The following is an 18,837-nucleotide window of genomic DNA, read 5'->3' on the forward strand; positions in this document are numbered from 1 at the left end:
CGGTTCTCAGCTTTGAGACGGTCGGTGTTGCCGAACTCATGTGTGATTGCTGGCACCGAACGGTGGGCAACAGCGGACATCCGAGCCGCTGGATGTCAGACGCGGCCCTTCGCACCGAATCCCTTACACCCGACGCAGGAGGTCTGGCGTGAGCCGGCAAAGCATGAGCAAGGCCCACAAGAAGATCACGGAGCTGTCCTGGGAGCCCACGTTCGCGACGCCCGCGAAGCGTTTCGGCACGGACTACACGTTCGACAAGGCCCCGAAGAAGGACCCGCTGAAGCAGATCCTTCGGTCGTACTTCCCGATGGAGGAAGAAAAGGACAACCGCGTCTTCGGCGCGATGGACGGTGCCATCCGGGGCAATATGTTCCGGCAGGTCCAGGAGCGCTGGATGGAGTGGCAGAAGCTGTTCCTGTCGATCATCCCGTTCCCGGAGATCTCGGCGGCCCGGGCCATGCCGATGGCTATCGACGCGGTGCCCAACCCGGAGATTCACAACGGGCTCGCGGTCCAGATGATCGACGAGGTTCGGCACAGCACGATCCAGATGAACCTCAAGCGCCTCTACATGAACCACTACATCGACCCGGCCGGGTTCGATATGACCGAGAAGGCGTTCGCGAACAACTACGCGGGCACCATCGGCCGGCAGTTCGGCGAGGGGTTCATCACCGGGGACGCGATCACGGCGGCGAACATCTACCTCACGGTGGTGGCCGAGACGGCATTCACCAACACCCTGTTCGTCGCCATGCCCAGCGAGGCTGCGGCCAATGGTGACTACCTGCTGCCGACGGTGTTCCACTCGGTGCAGTCCGACGAGTCCCGCCACATCAGCAACGGTTACTCGATCCTGCTGATGGCGCTCGCCGACGAGGACAACCGCAAGCTGCTCGAGCGCGACCTGCGTTACGCCTGGTGGAACAACCACTGCGTGGTCGACGCCGCGATCGGCACGTTCATCGAGTACGGCAGCAAGGACCGCCGCAAGGACCGGGACAGCTACGCCGAGATGTGGCAGCGGTGGATCTACGACGACTACTACCGCAGCTACCTCATCCCGCTGGAGAAGTACGGCCTGGTCATCCCGCACGACCTGGTCGAGAGGGCCTGGGAGCGGATCAACCACGGGTTCTACGTGCACCGGGTGGCCCAGTTCTTCGCCACCGGATGGCCGGTCAACTACTGGCGCATCGACCCGATGACCGACGACGACTTCGAGTGGTTCGAGCACAAGTACCCGGGCTGGTACAACCAGTTCGGCAAGTGGTGGGAGGCCTACGCGCGGCTGAGCAAGCCCAACGGGCACAAGCCGATCGCGTTCGAGGAGGTCGGCTACCAGTACCCGCACCGCTGCTGGACCTGCATGGTGCCCTGCCTCATCCGCGAGGACATGGTCACCGACAAGGTCGACGACCAGTGGCGCACCTACTGCTCGGAGACCTGCCACTGGACCGACACCGTGGCGTTCCGGCCCGAGTACGAGGGCCGGGCGACCCCGAACATGGGTCGGCTCACCGGTAAGCGCGAATGGGAGACGCTGCACCACGGCCAGGACCTCGCCGACATCGTCAAGGAGCTGGGCTACGTCCGGGACGACGGCAACACCCTCATCCCGCAGCCGCACCTGGACCTCGACGACCCGAAGAAGCTCTGGACCCTGGACAACCTGCGGGGCATCGAGTTCTCCAGCCCGAACGTGCTGCTGAACCAGATGTCCGACGAGGAGCGCGAGGCGCACGTCGCGGCCTACAAAGCCAACCCGAACGTGACCCCCTCGGTCGCCTGATCCTCGTGGGAGGTGGTCGGCCGGCACGTCGCAGGGTACCTCGCGGCTGCCGGCCGGCCACCACCCATCACGCACGGTGAGGAGTGCGTTCCGATGAGCGACAAACACACCATCCGGTTCGAGCCGGTCGGGATCGAGATCGAGGCGGCGGAGGACGAGACCGTCCTCGACGCCGCGTTCCGTCAGGGGATTTCGCTGATGCACGGGTGCCGAGAGGGCCAGTGCTCGGCGTGCAAGGCCTTCGTGCTGGACGGCGACGTCCAGATGGGCCGCTACTCGACGTTCGCGCTCGCGGACTACGAGAGCGACGAGGGCTACGTGCTGATGTGCCGGGCACACGCGTTCAGCGACCTGGAGATCGAGCTCGAGAACTTCGACGAAGACATGATCCGCTCGGGCCTGCCGGTGGTCACCACCCAGGCGAGGATCGCGGAGATCTCAGACCTCAGCCACGACATCTCCTATGTCCGGCTGGCGTTGGAGGACGCATCGGGCTTCCGGTTCCACCCCGGCCAGTACATCGACGTCTCGGTACCGGGGACAGACGAGCGGCGCTCGTTCTCCATGGCCTGCGCATCGCCGGGCGACGGCGCGCTGGAGTTCATCATCAAGCGCTACCCCGGCGGGCTGTTCTCCGAGAAGCTCGCGGGCGAGCTGGCCGTCGGCGACCCGCTGATGCTCACCGGTCCGTACGGCGCGTTCACCCTGCGGGTGGCGTCGGACCGTCGGCTGGTCTTCGCCGCCGGGGGCGCCGGCATGTCGGCGCTGCTGGCCCTGCTGCGCCAGATGGCCGCCAGCGGCAGCGACCGCGAGGTCGTCTACTACTACGGCGCCCGGACCGAGCGTGACCTGATTATGAACGACGAGATCGCCGCACTCGTCGAGCGGCTGCCCAACTTCACGTTCGTTCCGTGCCTTTCGGAGAGCTGGCCGGACGACTGGCCGGCGGCACATCCCGGCGGTGCCACCGGCCTGGTCACCAAGGTCCTCGCGGACCGTGAGCCGGACCTGGCCGAATGCGACGTCTACCTGTGCGGTCCGCCGCCGATGATCGACGCCGCCTTGCCGCTGCTGGACAGCCTCGGGGTGCCCAAGGACCAGGTCTTCTACGACAAGTTCACGATCACCGCGGCCGCCGCCGAATAGCCCGGTTTCCACGACCGACCTTGAGAGGAGAGCTCGATGGCGAGCCCCACCACAGAGCGCAGCTTCCCGAAGCCCGAATTCACGGGTGCCGAGGCTGGACTGCTCGAGTTCCCGAGCTCGAAGAGTCGTACCTATAACTACTTCAAGCCCGCCAAGCTGCGTTCCACGATGTATGAGGACGTCACCGTCGACGTTCAGCCCGACCCCGACCGGCACCTCACCCAGGGGTGGATCTACGGATTCGGTGACGGACCCGGCGGCTATCCGAAGGAATGGACCGCACTTCGGTCGACAGACTGGCACACGTTCCTCGACCCGAACGAGGAATGGGAGCAGACGATCCTGCGCAACAACGCCAACGTTGTGCGTCAGATCCAGCTGAACCTGAACAATGCCAAGAAGGCGGGCGCCTACAAGAACTGGTCGACGAGCTGGACCAGGTTCGTCGAGAAGCACCTCGGCGCGTGGATGCACGCCGAGCACGGGCTGGGCATGCACGTGTTCCTGTCCGAGCAGCGGTCGGCGCCCACCAACATGATCAACAACGCCATCGCGGTGAACAGCACCCATAAGCTGCGGTTCGCCCAGGACCTGGCGCTTTACAACCTCGACCTCTCCGAGTCCGACATCGACTTCGACGGCAAGATCCACCGGCAGACCTGGCACGGCGACCCCGTGTGGCAGGGCGTGCGGGAGAACGTCGAGCGACTGACGGCCATCGGGGATTGGGCCGAGTCACTGTTCGCGGCCAACGTCATCTTCGAGTCCCTGGTGGGCGTGCTGTTCCGCAGCCATCTGGTGATGCAGGTCGCCGCCCGCAACGGTGACTACGTGACTCCGGCCCTCGTCGGCGCCGGTGAGAACGACTACGACCGCGACCAGCGCTACACCCGGGTGCTGTTCCGGATGCTCACTGCCGATGAGAACCACGGCGAGCACAACAAGGCGCTGCTCTCGGAATGGCTGTCGCGGTGGGTGCCGCTTTCCGTCCGCGCTGCCCATGAACTGCAGCCCATCTGGTCGCAGCCGCACGAGAAGGTGATGACCTTCGCCGACTCGTGGGCCGCCGCGGCCGACGGCTTCCGCACCTTCCTCGCCGACCTCGACCTGCCCGAGCCGAAGGAGTTGTCCCTGTGACCAGCACCCAAAAGCCCCAGTTCGGCGCCGCCACCGCGTCGTCGAACATGTGCGGGGTCACCCTGATGAACAACCAGATCGGCTACATCGTCGCCGACATCCTGCGCGGCAAGGAGGGGGTCACGGTCGAGGAGTTCCCCTCGATGATCCGGGTCGACGCGAAGAACGTGCTGATCTTCGACTTCGACGAGATCACTGACATCGTGGGTTCGGAGTTCGACCAGACCGACTTCGAGGAGATCATGTCGACCCACTACGGGCGCATGGTGCACTTCGACGACCGCACGATGCTCTTCGCCAATCCCGAGGACGCCGCCGAGTACATCGACTTCGATCTCCGGCCGGTCGACTGAGTCGTCGGGGCCGACCTGTGGTGCGGGTCGGCCCCGAATCCCACATACACGCAGAAACCGAGGGTAGCGACATGTACGCCAAGGACGGCGAGAACTACTTCGTCGTGGACAGCCACATCCACTTCTGGGACGGCACCCCCGCGAACCAGCGAAACCGCTATGGGGAGGGGTTCACGAACTGTTTCTACGACTACCACAAGAATCTCTCGCCGGAGGAATACCTCTGGTCACCGGAGAAGTTCGCCGCCTATACCGAGCAGGACCTGGTGCGCGACCTGTTCGAGGAGGGCCACGTCGATGTGGGCATCTTCCAGCCCACCTATCTCACCGACTTCTACATCAACGGGTTCAACACGACCGAGCGCAACGGCGCCGTGGCCGAGCGGCATCCGGGCCGGCTCATCGCCAACGGCGCCTTCGACCCGCGCGACGGTGAGGGCGGCCTCGAGGCCTTCGACCGGCAGGCCGCGCGGTGGAACCTCAAGGGCGTGAAGCTCTACACCGCCGAATGGAAGGGCGAGTCCAAGGGCTACAAACTCACCGACCCGTGGTGCTACCGCTACCTGGAGCGCTGCGAGCAGCTCGGCATCCGCAATATCCACATTCACAAGGGCCCGACGATCTACCCGCTCAACCGGGACGCATTCGACGTCGCGGACGTCGACGATGTGGCCACGGCGTTCCCCGACCTGAACTTCATCATCGAGCACGTCGGCCTGCCCCGGCTGGAGGACTTCTGCTGGATCGCCACGCAGGAGCCGAACGTCTACGGTGGATTGTCGGTCGCGATGCCGTTCATCCACACCCGCCCGCGGTACTTCGCACAGATCATCGGTGAGCTGCTGTACTGGCTGGACGAGAACCGGCTGACGTTCTCCAGCGACTACGCGATCTGGCACCCGAAGTGGCTGGTCGAGAAGTTCGTCGACTTCCAGATCCCCGAGGACATGCAGGCCGAGTACGGCGTGCTGACCACCGATGTCAAGAAGAAGATCCTGGGGCTCAACGCGGCCCGGCTCTACGACCTCGAGGTGCCGGCGAGCGTCACCGCGTCGATGAACGGTGGGTCGCGGGTCGCGGGAGCGGTGCCGGCGTGACTGCCGCAGCCGGAGTCAGGCCGGGGGCCGTCCGCGAGGCCGTCTGGCGGGCGCTGGGCGCCGTGCGCGATCCCGAGCTCGATGAACCGATCACCGACCTCGGTTTCGTCCACGAGCTGTCGGTCCATGCGACCGAGCAGGGAGGACCGGACAGCGGAGTGCGGGTCCGGCTGCGGCTGCCCACGTACTTCTGCGCCCCCAACTTCGCCTACCTGATGGTGGCCGACGCCCACGACGCGGTCCAGGAGCTGGCCGGCGTGGTGGAGGTCGACGTCGCGCTCGAGGACCACTTCGCCGCGGAGGAGATCAATGCGGGGGTCGCGGCGGACGCCGGCTTCGCCGGCTCCTTCCCCGGCCAGGCCACCGCGGAGCTCGACGAGCTGCGCCGCACCTTCCGGCAGAAGGCGCATCTGGCCTGCCTCGACCGGGTGTACCGGCACCTGGTCGAGCAGGGCTGGAAGATCGACTGCCTCGCCGAGGTCCGGCTGCGCGACGTCCCCGAGTCGGCGGGCCGGTCCGGGCTGCTGCGGCGGCGCCGCGACGTCGGCCTCTCGACGGACCCGGACGCCCTGCTCGTCGTCGACGAGCAGGGCCGTCCGGTTCCGTCCGCCGAGGTGGCACGGCGGCTGCGGTTCGCCAAGGCGGTCCGGGTCAGCGTCGAGGGCAACTCGGCGTTCTGCCGCGGGCTGCTGACCACACGGTACGGAGCCGGCACCGGCGAGACCGGTCCCGCCGGCGAGGAGAGGGAACGTCCATGAGAGCGGTTCAGCTCAGCAAGTACGACCAGCAGCCCGCGCTGGTGGAGGTTCCCGAGCCGGAGATCACCGGGCCGCTGGATGTGATCGTGCGGGTCGGCGGAGCCGGGGTCTGCCGGACCGACCTGCACATCATCGAGGGCCAGTGGGAGCAGAAGTCGGGCGTGGTGCTGCCCTACACGATCGGCCACGAGAACGCCGGATGGGTGCACGCCGTCGGCAATGCGGTCAGCAACGTCGCCGTCGGCGATCCGGTGATCCTGCATCCCCTCGTGACCTGCGGACTGTGCGCGGCCTGCCGGGACGGCGACGACGTGCACTGCGCCAACTCCCGGTTTCCGGGCATCGACAGCGACGGCGGCTACGCGGAGCTGCTGAAGACCAACGCTCGCTCCGTGGTCAAACTCGACCCGTCGCTGGAGCCCGCGGCCGTCGCGGCGCTGGCCGACGCCGGCCTGACCGCCATCCATGCCGTGCGCAAGGCCGCCGCGCATCTGCGGCCCTCGCAGAAGGTCGTCGTGATCGGGGCCGGCGGCCTCGGGCACATCGGCATCCAGGTGCTGCGGGCGCTGTCCGCCGCCGAGATCGTCGTCGTCGACCGCTCCTGGGAGGCCCTGGCCCTCGCCGAACAGGTCGGGGCGCACCACATCGTGCGCGCCGACGGCGACCAGGTCGATGCGGTCAAGGACCTCACCGGGGGCAACGGCGCGGAGACGGTGCTCGACTTCGTCGGCGAGGGCGGCGCCGTCGAGGACGGGGTGGCGATGCTGCGCCGGGCCGGGAGCTACTACGTCATCGGCTACGGCGGCCGGGTCGACGTCCCGACCATCGACATCATCTCCACCGAGATCAACTTCGTGGGGAACCTCGTCGGTTCCTACAGCGACCTGTCCGAGCTGATGGTGCTGGCCGCCCGCGGCCTGGTCACCCTGCACACCGCTCGCTACCCCCTCGAGGAGTTCGCCGCTGCCCTCAACGACCTTGACCAGGGCAAGGTCCGGGGCCGCGCCATCCTCGTCCCCTGATCCGGAAGGACCCATCATGGCCAAGGACCTGCGGTTCAACGTCGAGGCACGCCAGCTGCTGCAGGCCGGGGTCGACACCCTGGCCAACGCGGTGAAGGTGACCTTGGGCCCCAAGGGGCGCAACGCCGTCATCGAGAAGCTGACCGGCCCGCCGACGATCACCAACGACGGGGTGACGATCGCCCGGGAGATCCAGCTGCGCGACCCGTTCGCCAATATGGGCGCGCAGCTGGTCAAGGAGGTGGCCACCAAGACCAACGGCGTCGCCGGGGACGGGACCACCACGGCCACCGTGCTGGCCCAGGCCATGGTCCGCGAGGGCCTGCTGGCCGTGGAGCGCGGCGCCAACCCGATCGCGCTGCGCCGCGGTATCGAGGACGCGGTCGAGGCCGTGACCGAGGCGCTCGCGGCCGGTGCCCGCCGGGTCGAGGGCGAGGCCGAGCTGCTGCGGGTGGCCACGCTCGCCGCCAACGACCCGCGGATCGGACGGGTCATCGCCGCCGCGATGAGCAGGGTGGGCCAGGACGGCATCGTCACCGTCGAGGAGTCGGCGGCGTTCGGCATGGACGTGCATTTCGTCGACGGCCTCGTGTTCGACCACGGCTACATCTCGCCGTACATGGCCACCGACACCGACCGCATGGAGACGGTGTTCACCGACCCGTACATCCTGCTCACCAACGAGAAGATCTCGAAGGTGCAGGACCTCATGCCCGTCCTGGAGAAGGTCCGGCCGACCGGCAGGCCGCTCGTGATCGTCGCCGAGAACATGGACGGACCCGCGCTCGGCATGCTGGTGGCCAACAACGTCCACGAGACGTTCCGCTCGGTCGCCGTCCGGGCGCCCGGCTTCGGGCACCGCAGGCTGGCCCAGCTCACCGATGCGGCCGCGGTCGTGGGCGGCAAGGTCATCACCGGCGACGCCGGGCTGACCCTGGAGGCGGTCACGCTCGACCAGCTCGGCCGCTGCGGCCGGATCACCGTCACCGAGAACGAGACCACGATCGTGGGGGGCGCGGGTTCGGCCGAGAGCGTCTCGCGGCGGATCGAGCAGCTCAAGCGGGAGTTCGAGCGCGCCCAGAACGAGCAGGACCAGGACTTCCTGGCCGATCGGATCGCGCGGCTGTCCGGCAGCGTCGCGGTGATCGAGGTCGGCGCCGCCACCGGCGTCGAGCTCAAGGAGAAGCAGCACCGCGTCGAGGACTCGCTGGCCGCCACCCGCGCGGCCATCGACGAGGGCGTGGTCGCGGGGGGCGGTACCGCGCTGCTGCACGCCCGCGCCGCGCTGGACGGGCTGCAGGTCGACGGCGAGGACGCGAGCTGCGGGGCCGAGATCGTGCGGTACGCCCTGGGCGAACCGCTGCGCTGGATCGCGATCAACGCGGGCCACGACGGCGACCAGATCCTGCGCGACGTCGCCGAGCTGCCACCCGGCCGGGGTTTCGACGCGGCGACGGGGCGGTGCGTCGACCTGTTCGAGGCCGGTGTGCTCGATCCGCTGAAGGTCACCCGCTCCGCGTTGCAGAGCGCGGCCTCGATCGCGGCGCTCATCCTGACCACGGAGACCCTGTTGGTCGAGGAGATCATCAACAACCCCGGCGCGATTGTCGACCCGCAGTTCGGCGACCTCGCCGAGGGCATGGTCCGCCCCTCCAACATCTACTAGCCTGTGAGTGCGTAACAGTGTTCTAACGCTGTTACGCACTCACAGGGGTCGGTGAGCTGGGAGACGGGCGTGGCGGCGCGGCAGTGGCAGTTCTGGGTCGACCGCGGCGGCACGTTCACCGATATCGTCGCCCGGCGGCCGGACGGCGGCTTGATCACCCACAAGCTGCTGTCGGAGAACCCGGCGCGCTATCCGGACGCCGCGGTGGCCGGCGTCCGGACGCTGCTCGGCCTCACCGCGGACGATCCGGTGCCCGCGGACCTGCTCGAGCAGGTCCGGATGGGCACCACCGTGGCCACCAACGCGCTGCTCGAACGCACGGGTGAGCGGACCGCGCTGGTGATCACCCGCGGTTTCGGTGACGCGCTGCGGATCGGCTACCAGAACCGCCCGCGGATCTTCGATCGGCAGATCATGCTGCCGGAACTGCTCTACGAACGCGTCATCGAGGTCGACGAGCGGATCCAGGCCGACGGCACGGTGCTGCGCGCCCCCGGCCTGGAGCGGCTCGGCGAGGACCTGCGTCGCGCGCACGACGACGGCATCGGGGCCCTCGCCGTCGTCTGCATGCACAGCCACCTGCACCCCGCCCACGAGCAGGCGATCGGCAAGCTCGCCGAACGGATCGGCTTCTCCCAGATCTCGTTGTCCAGCGAGGTCAGCCCGCTGATGAAGCTGGTCCCGCGCGGGGACACCGCCGTCGTCGACGCCTACCTCTCACCGGTGCTGCGCCGCTATATCGACCAGGTGGCCGGGCAGCTGCCCGGCGTGCGGCTGATGTTCATGCAGTCCAGTGGTGGTCTCGCCGAGGCCGGGCATTTCCGCGGCAAGGACGCGATCCTGTCCGGGCCGGCGGGCGGCATCGTCGGGATGGCGCGGATGTCGCAGCTGGCCGGGTTCGACAAGGTCATCGGGTTCGACATGGGTGGGACGTCCACCGACGTCTCGCATTTCGCCGGCGACTACGAGCGGGTGTTCCACACCCTCGTGGCCGGGGTCCGGCTGCGCGCGCCGATGCTCGCGATCCACACGGTGGCCGCGGGCGGAGGGTCGATCCTGCACTTCGACGGCAGCCGGTATCGGGTCGGCCCCGACTCGGCGGGCGCCTATCCGGGGCCCGCCTGCTATCGGGGCGGCGGCCCGCTCACCCTCACCGACGCGAACGTGATGCTCGGCCGGATCCAGCCGGACCACTTCCCGCACGTCTTCGGGCCCGACGGCGACCAGCCGCTGGACGCCGACGTGGTGCGTCGACGGTTCACCGAGCTGGCCGAGCAGATCCGCCGGGCGACCGGGGACGATCGCACGCCCGAACAGGTCGCCGAGGGCTATGTGGCGATCGCGGTGACGAACATGGCCGGAGCGATCAAGCGGATCTCGGTCGAGCGGGGCCACGACGTCACCGAGTACGCGCTCACCACGTTCGGCGGCGCGGGCGCCCAGCACGCCTGCGCGGTGGCCGACTCCTTGGGAATCCACACCGTGCTGGTTCCACCGGCGGCCGGCGTGCTGTCCGCGCTGGGCATCGGTCTGGCCGACACCACCGTGATGCGCCAGCAGTCGGTGGAGGCCCGCCTGGAGCCGGCGGTCACGCCGCGGCTGCGCGAGGTGGCCGACGACCTGGAGGTCGCGGCGCGCGCCGAGCTGCGCGCGGAGGGCGTGCCCGGCGAGCGGGTCGGCGTGGTCCGCCGCGCGCACCTGCGCTACGACGGCACCGACACCGCGGTGCTGGTGGACCTGCCGGACCCGATCGACCTCGGCGCGATGAGCAGCGAGTTCGCGGACGGCTACCGGCAGACCTACTCGTTCCTGATGGACCGTCCCCTGATCGTGGAGGCGATTTCGGTGGAGGCGGTCGGCCGCACCGACCAGCCCGACCTCTCCGACCTCGCCGGAGCCGGTGCCGACCCCGGTGCGGACACGGGCCCGGAGCCGGTGGCGACGGTCCGGATCCATGCCGGCGAGCGCCGGCGCGACGCGCCGCTGCACCAGCGGGAGCGGCTGGTACCCGGCGCGACCGTAGAGGGACCGGCGATCGTCGCCGAGGCCAACGCCACCACGGTGGTGGACGAGGGCTGGCAGGCCACGATGGACCCGCAGGGACATCTGCTGCTGCGGCGGGTGGCGGCCCTCCGGGACGCCGGCGTCGGCACCGCGGCCGACCCGGTGCTGCTGGAGATCTTCAACAACCTGTTCATGTCGATCGCCGAGCAGATGGGGGCGGCGCTGGAATCGACGGCGCAGTCGGTCAACATCCGCGAGCGGCTCGACTTCTCCTGCGCGCTGTTCGACCCCGACGGCAACCTCATCGCCAACGCCCCGCATATCCCGGTGCATCTCGGGTCGATGGGCACGAGCGTCAAGGAGGTGATCCGCCGCAGCGGGGGACGGATGCGGCCCGGCGAGGTCTACGCCGTCAACGACCCGTACCACGGCGGCACCCACCTGCCCGACATCACGGTGATCACCCCGGTGTTCGGTTCCGCGGCGGGTCCGGAGCCGCGGATCCTGTTCTTCGTCGCCTCCCGCGGCCACCACGCGGAGATCGGCGGGATCACCCCGGGTTCGATGCCGGCCGACAGCCGGGAGGTACACGAGGAGGGCGTGCTCTTCGACAACTGGCTGCTGGTGGCGGCCGGGGACGGCACCGGGGGCCGGTTCCGGGAGGCCGAGACCCGGGAGCTGCTCGCCGGCGCGCCCCACCCGTCCCGAAGCCCGGAAACCAACCTCGCCGACCTGCGCGCCCAGGTCGCGGCGAACGCCAAGGGCGTCGCGGAGGTCGGGAAGATGATCGAGCATTACGGCCTCGACGTGGTGACGGCCTACATGCGCCACGTCCAGGACAACGCCGAGGAGGCCGTCCGCCGGGTCATCGACGCCCTCGGCGACGGGGAGTACCGCTACGAGATGGACTCCGGCGCCCAGATCGTCGTGCGAGTCACGGTCGATCGCGCCGCGCGGTCTGCGGTGATCGACTTCACCGGCACCTCAGCGCAGCTGGGCACGAACTTCAACGCACCGAGCTCGGTGGCCACGGCGGCCGTGCTGTATGTGTTCCGGACCCTGGTCGCCGACGAGATCCCGCTCAACGACGGTTGTCTGCGCCCGCTGCGGGTCGTCATCCCGGCGGGCTCGATGCTGGCGCCGGAATACCCGGCCGCGGTGGTCGCAGGCAACGTCGAGACCTCGCAGGCGATCACCGGAGCCCTGTATGCCGCCCTGGGCGTCCAGGCCGAGGGCTCCGGGACGATGAACAACGTCACCTTCGGCAACGAGCACCACCAGTACTACGAGACGGTGGGCTCGGGCTCCGGCGCCGGGGACGGTTTCGCCGGCTCCTCGGTCGTGCAGACGCATATGACGAACTCCCGGCTGACCGACCCCGAGGTGCTGGAGTGGCGCTTCCCGGTACTGCTCGACGAGTTCCGGATCCGCCGGGGCAGCGGCGGAACCGGCGCCTGGCGCGGCGGCGACGGCGCGGTGCGTCGGATCCGGTTCCGGGAGCCGATGACGGTGAGCACGCTGTCGGGCCACCGCAGGCGCCCCCCTTACGGGATGGCGGGCGGCGCGCCCGGTTCCCTCGGAGCCAACCGGGTCGAGCGGGCCGACGGCACCGTGGTGCCGATGCGCGGCTGTGACTCGGTCGCGGTGCGCCCCGGGGATGTGCTGGTGGTCGAAACACCGGGTGGCGGCGGGTACGGGCGAACCTGAGCCCGGGGCTACGGCGGGCCGGGATCCGCTCCGCCCGCGGCGGCCTCGTCCTCGGCGAGGGCGTCGTCGATGAGCTTCTCCAGCTCGGCGAAGCTGTGCCGTTTGCCGTCCGTGCGCAGCACGACGACGCCGTCGTCGGCCACGCCAGCCTCGGCCAGCGCTTCGGTGATGCCGTGCGCGGTGTGCAACGCCTCCTTGCCGAACCGGTCCCGCGCCTGGTGCTTCGGATGAATGCTGATCTTTTCGGAATGTTCGTGTGGCATAGGCCTCCAAGTAAAGACGGTGCGGCGCCGTTTACCCAATACTTAATCGCAACGAATGCGATCGGTCACCCAGCGTTGAGGTAGGTGGGTGCCGGAAGGGAGACGGCGGTGCGAGCCCAGGTGGTTGCCCATTGGCTCTGCAGGTCCTGCGAGGTGGAGGGCCGTGATCCGGACCGCGAGCCGACCTGCTGGAACTGCGGCGGCGCGGTGACGGTCACCGCGCGGCCGACCGTGTTCCTCGACGCCGTCCGCGGCGAGGCGGAGTAGCGGCCCGCGCGCCGCCGGTGCGCGGCACGCGGGCCACCGTCAGTGGCGGGTGGCGACTATGAGCTCACCGCGCACTGGCCCCGGTCGGCCCTGACCGGCCCGGAGGCCGACGGCCGCACCTCGAAGTCGAAGATGGCCGTCGGCAGGTACAGCGAACAGCAGGCGTTCGGGATGTCCACCACCCCGCTCACCCGGCCCTCGATGGGCGCCGAGCCGAGCAGCAGGTAGGCCTGCTCGCCGGAATAGCCGAACTTCTTCAGGTACTCCACCGCGTTCAGGCAGGCCCTCCGGTAGGCGACCGTCGCGTCCAGGTAGTAGTTCTCGTCGGTCTCGCGGTCCACCGACACCCCGATGAAGGTCAGGAACTCCGAGTAGCGCGGTTCCACGTTGCCCGGCATGAAGACCGGGTTCGTGGTGATCCCGTAGGTCTCCATACCGCCCTTGATCAGATCAATCTGGAAGTCGATGAACCCGCCCATCTCGATGGCGCCGCAGAACGTGATCTCGCCGTCGCCCTGACTGAAGTGCAGATCACCACCGGAGAGTTTCGCCTCCGGGACATGCACCGGGTAGAAGACCCGGGAGCCTCGGGTGAAGTTCTTGATGTCGTGGTTGCCGCCGTTCTCCCTGGCGGGCACCGTGCGTGCACCGTCGCGGGCGATCGCCTCGGCCACCGAGCTCGTCGCGGTGCCGGCGAGCGTGCTGTCGGCGAGCGGGGGGAGCGCGAGCGGCGGGACCCGGTCCGGGTCGGTGGCGATCAGCGCCCGCTCGCGATCGTTCCAGCGCCCGAGCAGTTCGGCCGAGGGCGCGGTGCCGAAGAGGCCGGGGTGCGTGATACCGGTGTAGCGGACGCCCGGCAGGTGCCGCGAGGTCGCCACTTGGCCGGCGAAGTCCCAGATCGCCTTGTAGGCGTCGGGGAAGTAGTCGGTCAGGAAGCCGCCGCCGTTGGCCTTGGCGAACACGCCGGTGTATCCCCAGCCCTGGCCGGGAGCATCGCCGTACTCCTGCGGGGCCTGGACCGGGCCGAGGTCGAGGATGTCGACGACCAGGAGGTCGCCGGGTTCGGCGCCCTCCACCCCGATCGGGCCGGACAACATATGGCAACGAGTCAGGTCGACATCGCGGACGTCGTTGGCCGAGTCGTTGTTGCCGATCTGCGCGTCGGTCCACTCCCGGCACTCCACCCGGATCATCTGCCCGGGCCGCACCATCACCGCCGACGGTACGTCCGGGTGCCACCGGTTGTGCCCCGGCACCGCTTGATCGTGCATCGACTTGGACTGGTCAACGCTGAACACCACATCTGGCATGTCAGTTCTCCTTACGTTGACAACCTCGCCGGATCAGCTCGTGGCCGCCGGAACGGTCGGGGTGGGTGTGGGAACCACTTCCTCCGGAGCCCGCCGCCTGCGGGCGAGCGGCAGCAGGGCCAGGAACACCACGACGCCGAAGATCGCGAGGGCGAGCGCGGTCTCGTTCGGGTTGGTCCACCTGCCGGTGAAGATCAGCATGGCCGGGATCGCCGCGGTGACCCAGGACTGGATGATCGTCACCCAGCCGGTGTACTGGGTCAGCGCCTCGCGTTTGAGCCCGAGGACGACGAAGAACAGTGCCCACAGGAACGCCCAGTACAGCCAGATCACGCCGAAGGGGCGGTTCTCGACGGCCTGGAAGTTCACATATGAGAAACCGAGCGCGACAATTGCGACGAATAGGGAGAACCATCCGACACCGGTCGTGTCGAGATTGGCCAGCAGTCCGATCCCGACGTAGAGGTAGGTGAAACCGAACAGATAGATTCCGGCAGCGGCGGCGATCAGCGCCGGGTCCCCATTGGCGGCAATGATCAAATAGGTGGGTGTGACGACCTGCAGCGCACCGACGAAGAGGTTCAGCGGTGCCGCGGCTTTCGGATCGACTCTGCCGATGAGCAGCAATCCGTTGATGAACAGAACCGCACCCACGTACAACAGGCCGACGATCGCCATCTGGAGTCCTCCTCGAAGGGATCCACTCGTCCGGGCGGAAATTGCGGATCGTGATCAGGCGCGCGGAGGATGGCCTGGCGCGCGGGACACCGTGGCGCTAAATCCGATGCTCGGCTAGGGCCAAAGGGCCCTTGTTGAGTCAGGCTTTCCGGGACTCAGCCGGGGTCAGGTTTGTCAGGGCCGTCCAGGCCATCCGGTGCAACAGCGCCGCGACCTCGGCGGTGCCGGCCCGGGTGCGGCTGTGCGGGGTCGAGTTGAGCAGCCCGAACGCGCCGTGCGCGGCGATCCGGGCCGCCTCGGCGGTCAGGTCGGGATTGATCCGGCGCAGCACGTCCACCCAGATCTCGACGTAGGTGCGCTGCAACAGCCGCACCCGGCGACGCGGCTCGGGCGGCAGATTGGCCAGGTCCCGGTCCTGCACGACGATGAGCTCGGGCTCGCGCAGCGCGAAGTCGACCTGGAAGTCGATGAGCGCGGCGAGCATCTCGCGCGGGTCGTCGCTGGCCGCGGCACGCTCCTGACCGCCGGCCAGCAGGTGCTCGCTGATCCTGATGAGCATCTCGGCGAGCAGCGCCTCCTTGCCGGGAAAGTGCCGGTAGAGCGCGGGTCCGCTGACGCCGACGGCGGCGCCGAGGTCGGCGATGCTCACCCCGTGGAATCCGTGCCGGGCGAAGAGCTGAGCGGCCACACCGAGGATCTGCTCGCGTCGGCTGGGGCTGTCGGGGACAGCGGCGCCGGCGCCGGGGGAAGCCGCCATCCGGCCAGCCTAGCGCGATTGGTTAATGATCCCTAACACATGGGCGGGCGCCGCCCCTCAGCGCTGATGTTCGTTCCGCAAGCTCCACTCAGCGGCCACACAGCAGACGCCGCCTACGCTGGGTGAGTGACTCTGTTCCGTAGGCGGCTGCGGGCGCGTCTGGGTGTGCGCGCGACGACCGCGCTGGCCGCGGCGGCCTCGGTGGCGGTCGTGCTGGTGCTGGCCGGGGCCGCCCTGGTCTTCCTGCTCGACCGGTCGATGCGCGCCTCCCTGGAGAACACGGCGAGCCTGCAGACCACCCAGCTGGGACAGCGGGTCGCCGCGAACTTCCAGGGCGAGCTCAAACAGAACGCGGTCGATGCCACCGGGAAACGCACCGATCTCGTCCAGGTCGTCACCGACTACTCCGCCAGGGACGATCCCGGCGGCGACATCCAGATCATCGGGTCGTCCGACGTGCTCGGCGACCGGCCGCGGATGAGCGAGCTGATGCCGGCGCCGGGCGAGACCGAGGTCGTGCCGGCGCGGACCATCGAACTGTCCGACGGGATGCGCGTCGAGGCGCTGATCGTCGTGCAGGGGTTCGACACCAAGTACCGGCCCATCGTCGTGCTCGCCGCGCAGCGGCTCGATCCCGTTCACCGGGCCGTCGACACCGTGTTCGTCATGGTGCTCATCGGCGTGCCGATCCTGGTCCTGGTCACCGGATGGATCACCTATCTGTTCGCCGGGCGCGCGCTGCGGCCGGTGGAGGCCATGCGCACGCAGGTGGCCGACATGACCGACCGCGACCTCGGGCGCCGGGTACCGGTGCCGCCCGCCCACGACGAGGTCGCCCGGCTCGCCGAGACCATGAACGCGATGCTGGCCCGGCTGGAGAACGCGCAGGGGATCCAACGCCGGTTCGTCGCCGACGCCAGCCACGAGCTGCGCAGCCCGCTCGCCACCATCGCGACCGGCCTGGAGCTGATGGCGGGACCCGGCGGGATCGACCCGGCGACGGTCGGCACGCTGCGCGGCGAGACCGAGCGGCTCAACCGGCTCGTCGACGGCCTGTTGCTGCTGGCCCGCGCAGACGAGCGGGGCCTGCAGCCGCGCCGCGAGGAGGTCGACCTGGACGAGGTCGTCCAGGCCGAGCGCACCCGCCCGAGCGAGGTGGGCGGGGTGGCCCCGCAGGTGCGGGCCGAGCCGGTGCGGATGGTCGGCGACCGCGGGCAGCTGCTGCGGGTGGTCCGCAACCTGGTCGACAACGCCCGCAGGCACGCTCGATCGCGTGTTCTCGTCACGGTGACACGAAGCGGTCAGGATGCCGTGATCGAGGTGACCGACGACGGGCCCGGCGTACCGGTCGCCGAGCGGGCGCGGATCTTCGAACGGTTCGTCCGGCTCGACGTTGCCCGCGCGCGGTCCGACGGCGGCGCCGGGCTCGGCCTCGCGATCGTGGCCGAGGTGGTGGCCGCGCACGGGGGCGACGTCGGGGTGGAGGACGCGCCGGGCGGCGGTGCGCTGTTCCGGGTGCGGCTGCCCGCGATCCCCGAGTCCGACCGGGTCCCGGCCGATGCCGAAACCGTCGGCGTGCCGTGGGCCCGGGCTCAGCCCGGCTCGATCATGCGGTAGCCCACCCCGCGCAGGGTCTCGATGCTCCGCGTCCCGAACGGGGAGTCGATCTTGCGCCGGAGGTAGCCGACGTAGACCTCGACGACGTTGACCTCGCCCTCGTAGTGGGCGTCCCACACCGAACGCAGGATGTCGGTCTTGGTGACGACCTCCCCCGCATGGCGCATGAGGTGCTCGAGCACCCCGAACTCGCGCGGGGTGAGCGTGATCTCCACGTCGCCGCGGTGCACCCGGTGCCGCGCCGGGTCCAGCCGCAGATCGCCGACGGTCAGCACGGTCGGGCGCGCGTCGCCGGCGCGGCGCAGCAGCGCGCGCAGCCGGGCGAGCAGCACGACGAAGGAGAAGGGTTTGGTCAGATAGTCGTCGGCGCCGAGGTCGAAGGCGTCGGCCTCGTCGTACTCGCCGTCCTTGGCCGTGAGCATGAGCACCGGTGTCCAGACCCCGGCCGCGCGCAGCCGTTCCAGGATCCGGTAGCCCGAGAGCCCGGGCAGCATGATGTCCAGCACGACGACGTCATGCTCGCCCTCGGTCGCCGCCGCCAACCCCGATGGGCCGTCGTAGGCGATCTCCACGGAGTGGCCCTCCGCAACCAGGCCGCGCCGGACCAGTTCGGCCAGCGGACGTTCGTCCTCGACCAGCAGCACCCGCACGACCCAGACGGTAGATCGTGGTGGCCGCCGCCCAGCGGGCGGACCGGCGCAACCCGCGCCGCAGCCGGGGAAACCCGCGGTCCACCCCGGCCGTCGCGAGCAGCAGCAGCAGCGCCGCCTGGCCCAGCATGCCGGGTGCGAGCGGGCTGTCGCCGCTGCCGTACCAGGACCGGGTGAGCGGGGACAGGCTTGCCCAGTAGGCGCTGAACTCGTGGTCGAAACCCTCCGGGGCCGGGTTGGCGATCAGATGCTCGACCACGCCGTAGGCGGCGAGGCCGACGACGACGAGGCCGAGCAGCCGCGCGATCGGCAGCAGCCGGGACCGGGCCGGAAGCAACAGCATGACCAGCGCCGCCGTGAGCAGCGCCGCGGCGATCCAGGGCACCGCGTGCTGCCCGCTCGGAGCGCCGACCTCGGCGATCGCCCCGAGGATGCCCAGCGTGCAGAGCGCGGACAGGCTGTAGCGGACGACCCCGAGCACGGGCGGCGGCGCCTCGCGGTCGACGGACCCGAGGTCGGACTCTCTGATCATGCGTTCTCCTCCGGCCGGGAACGCGATCGAGTGTCCGGACGGCCGCTGAAGCCACGCTGAGGACGACCGGCCCGCGGGGTG

At 69.4% G+C, this 18,837-nt stretch carries 16 protein-coding genes; 10 read left to right on the forward strand and 6 right to left on the reverse strand.

All coding sequences use genetic code 11. The features are described 5' to 3' along the window. The first annotated feature begins 163 nt into the window (after positions 1-163). From G567_RS0103620 to G567_RS0103660, 9 genes are all read left to right on the forward strand, one after another. Positions 164-1,792, forward strand: coding sequence for a ferritin family protein (locus G567_RS0103620; protein ID WP_211223843.1), 1,629 nt, complete (start codon positions 164-166; stop codon positions 1,790-1,792). A 93-nt stretch (positions 1,793-1,885) separates the two neighbouring features. Beyond that, positions 1,886-2,938, forward strand: a complete 1,053-nt coding sequence (locus G567_RS0103625; protein ID WP_028928895.1) for a 2Fe-2S iron-sulfur cluster-binding protein — start codon at positions 1,886-1,888, stop codon at positions 2,936-2,938. A gap of 36 nt (positions 2,939-2,974) precedes the next feature. Continuing rightward, entirely contained in the window at positions 2,975-4,075 is a 1,101-nt protein-coding gene (locus tag G567_RS0103630) for an aromatic/alkene monooxygenase hydroxylase subunit beta (protein ID WP_028928896.1), read from the forward strand. Further along, the gene (mimD, locus tag G567_RS0103635) at positions 4,072-4,428 is read left to right on the forward strand and encodes a propane 2-monooxygenase effector subunit MimD (protein ID WP_028928897.1); all 357 of its coding nucleotides are present in this window, start codon (positions 4,072-4,074) and stop codon (positions 4,426-4,428) included. Before G567_RS0103630 ends, mimD begins: the two co-directional genes overlap by 4 nt. Before the next feature lie 71 nt (positions 4,429-4,499). After that, positions 4,500-5,525 carry an amidohydrolase family protein gene (locus tag G567_RS0103640; RefSeq protein WP_028928898.1) on the forward strand — a complete coding sequence of 342 codons (1,026 nt, stop codon included), beginning with the start codon at positions 4,500-4,502 and terminating at the stop codon, positions 5,523-5,525. Beyond that, complete coding sequence (locus G567_RS0103645) at positions 5,522-6,283, forward strand: iron-sulfur cluster assembly protein (protein ID WP_028928899.1); 762 nt, start codon at positions 5,522-5,524, stop codon at positions 6,281-6,283. The genes G567_RS0103640 and G567_RS0103645 overlap by 4 nt, the downstream gene beginning before the upstream one ends. Next, the gene (locus G567_RS0103650; protein WP_028928900.1) at positions 6,280-7,305 is read left to right on the forward strand and encodes an NAD(P)-dependent alcohol dehydrogenase; all 1,026 of its coding nucleotides are present in this window, start codon (positions 6,280-6,282) and stop codon (positions 7,303-7,305) included. Before G567_RS0103645 ends, G567_RS0103650 begins: the two co-directional genes overlap by 4 nt. 16 nt (positions 7,306-7,321) lie before the next feature. Continuing rightward, positions 7,322-8,971, forward strand: a complete 1,650-nt coding sequence (groL, locus tag G567_RS0103655) for a chaperonin GroEL (RefSeq protein ID WP_028928901.1) — start codon at positions 7,322-7,324, stop codon at positions 8,969-8,971. Positions 8,972-9,022: 51 nt separating this feature from the next. Continuing rightward, positions 9,023-12,682, forward strand: a complete 3,660-nt coding sequence (locus tag G567_RS0103660; RefSeq protein ID WP_211223833.1) for a hydantoinase B/oxoprolinase family protein — start codon at positions 9,023-9,025, stop codon at positions 12,680-12,682. 8 nt (positions 12,683-12,690) lie between these two features. Here the strand turns inward: G567_RS0103660 and G567_RS0103665 are convergent, their stop codons facing one another. From G567_RS0103665 to G567_RS0103685, 4 genes are all read right to left on the reverse strand, one after another. Further along, positions 12,691-12,945, reverse strand: coding sequence for a hypothetical protein (locus tag G567_RS0103665; protein ID WP_028928903.1), 255 nt, complete (start codon positions 12,943-12,945; stop codon positions 12,691-12,693). A 323-nt stretch (positions 12,946-13,268) separates the two neighbouring features. Further along, positions 13,269-14,522 (reverse strand): formamidase, encoded by a 1,254-nt coding sequence (gene fmdA / locus G567_RS0103675; protein ID WP_028928904.1) that lies wholly within the window; start codon positions 14,520-14,522, stop codon positions 13,269-13,271. Between the two features lie 33 nt (positions 14,523-14,555). Further along, entirely contained in the window at positions 14,556-15,200 is a 645-nt protein-coding gene (locus G567_RS26610) for an AmiS/UreI family transporter (RefSeq protein WP_051232206.1), read from the reverse strand. Between the two features lie 139 nt (positions 15,201-15,339). Further along, positions 15,340-15,957, reverse strand: a complete 618-nt coding sequence (locus G567_RS0103685) for an SACE_7040 family transcriptional regulator (RefSeq protein ID WP_051232208.1) — start codon at positions 15,955-15,957, stop codon at positions 15,340-15,342. A 126-nt stretch (positions 15,958-16,083) separates the two neighbouring features. Between G567_RS0103685 and G567_RS26615 the strand changes: the two genes are divergently transcribed. Beyond that, entirely contained in the window at positions 16,084-17,574 is a 1,491-nt protein-coding gene (locus G567_RS26615; RefSeq protein WP_147200967.1) for a sensor histidine kinase, read from the forward strand. On the opposite strand, the gene G567_RS0103695 is transcribed toward G567_RS26615, so the two are convergent. Both G567_RS0103695 and G567_RS35925 read right to left on the reverse strand, forming a co-directional pair. Continuing rightward, complete coding sequence (locus tag G567_RS0103695) at positions 17,550-18,191, reverse strand: winged helix-turn-helix domain-containing protein (protein WP_245585531.1); 642 nt, start codon at positions 18,189-18,191, stop codon at positions 17,550-17,552. The genes G567_RS26615 and G567_RS0103695 overlap by 25 nt on opposite strands. Continuing rightward, positions 18,088-18,756 (reverse strand): hypothetical protein, encoded by a 669-nt coding sequence (locus G567_RS35925; protein ID WP_028928907.1) that lies wholly within the window; start codon positions 18,754-18,756, stop codon positions 18,088-18,090. Before G567_RS35925 ends, G567_RS0103695 begins: the two co-directional genes overlap by 104 nt. Positions 18,757-18,837: the final 81 nt, after the last annotated feature.

Origin of the sequence: Pseudonocardia asaccharolytica DSM 44247 = NBRC 16224 (assembly GCF_000423625.1) — a bacterium.
GTDB lineage: Bacteria > Actinomycetota > Actinomycetes > Mycobacteriales > Pseudonocardiaceae > Pseudonocardia > Pseudonocardia asaccharolytica.

Coding starts and splice junctions, on each gene's coding strand:
- G567_RS0103620 (WP_211223843.1), top strand. CDS start 164: ATGAGCAAGGCCCACAAGAAGATCACGGAGCTGTCCTGGGAGCCCACG.
- G567_RS0103625 (WP_028928895.1), top strand. CDS start 1,886: ATGAGCGACAAACACACCATCCGGTTCGAGCCGGTCGGGATCGAGATC.
- G567_RS0103630 (WP_028928896.1), top strand. CDS start 2,975: ATGGCGAGCCCCACCACAGAGCGCAGCTTCCCGAAGCCCGAATTCACG.
- G567_RS0103640 (WP_028928898.1), top strand. CDS start 4,500: ATGTACGCCAAGGACGGCGAGAACTACTTCGTCGTGGACAGCCACATC.
- G567_RS0103650 (WP_028928900.1), top strand. CDS start 6,280: ATGAGAGCGGTTCAGCTCAGCAAGTACGACCAGCAGCCCGCGCTGGTG.
- groL (WP_028928901.1), top strand. CDS start 7,322: ATGGCCAAGGACCTGCGGTTCAACGTCGAGGCACGCCAGCTGCTGCAG.
- G567_RS0103665 (WP_028928903.1), bottom strand. CDS start 12,945: ATGCCACACGAACATTCCGAAAAGATCAGCATTCATCCGAAGCACCAG.
- fmdA (WP_028928904.1), bottom strand. CDS start 14,522: ATGCCAGATGTGGTGTTCAGCGTTGACCAGTCCAAGTCGATGCACGAT.
- G567_RS26610 (WP_051232206.1), bottom strand. CDS start 15,200: ATGGCGATCGTCGGCCTGTTGTACGTGGGTGCGGTTCTGTTCATCAAC.
- G567_RS0103685 (WP_051232208.1), bottom strand. CDS start 15,957: ATGGCGGCTTCCCCCGGCGCCGGCGCCGCTGTCCCCGACAGCCCCAGC.
- G567_RS35925 (WP_028928907.1), bottom strand. CDS start 18,756: ATGATCAGAGAGTCCGACCTCGGGTCCGTCGACCGCGAGGCGCCGCCG.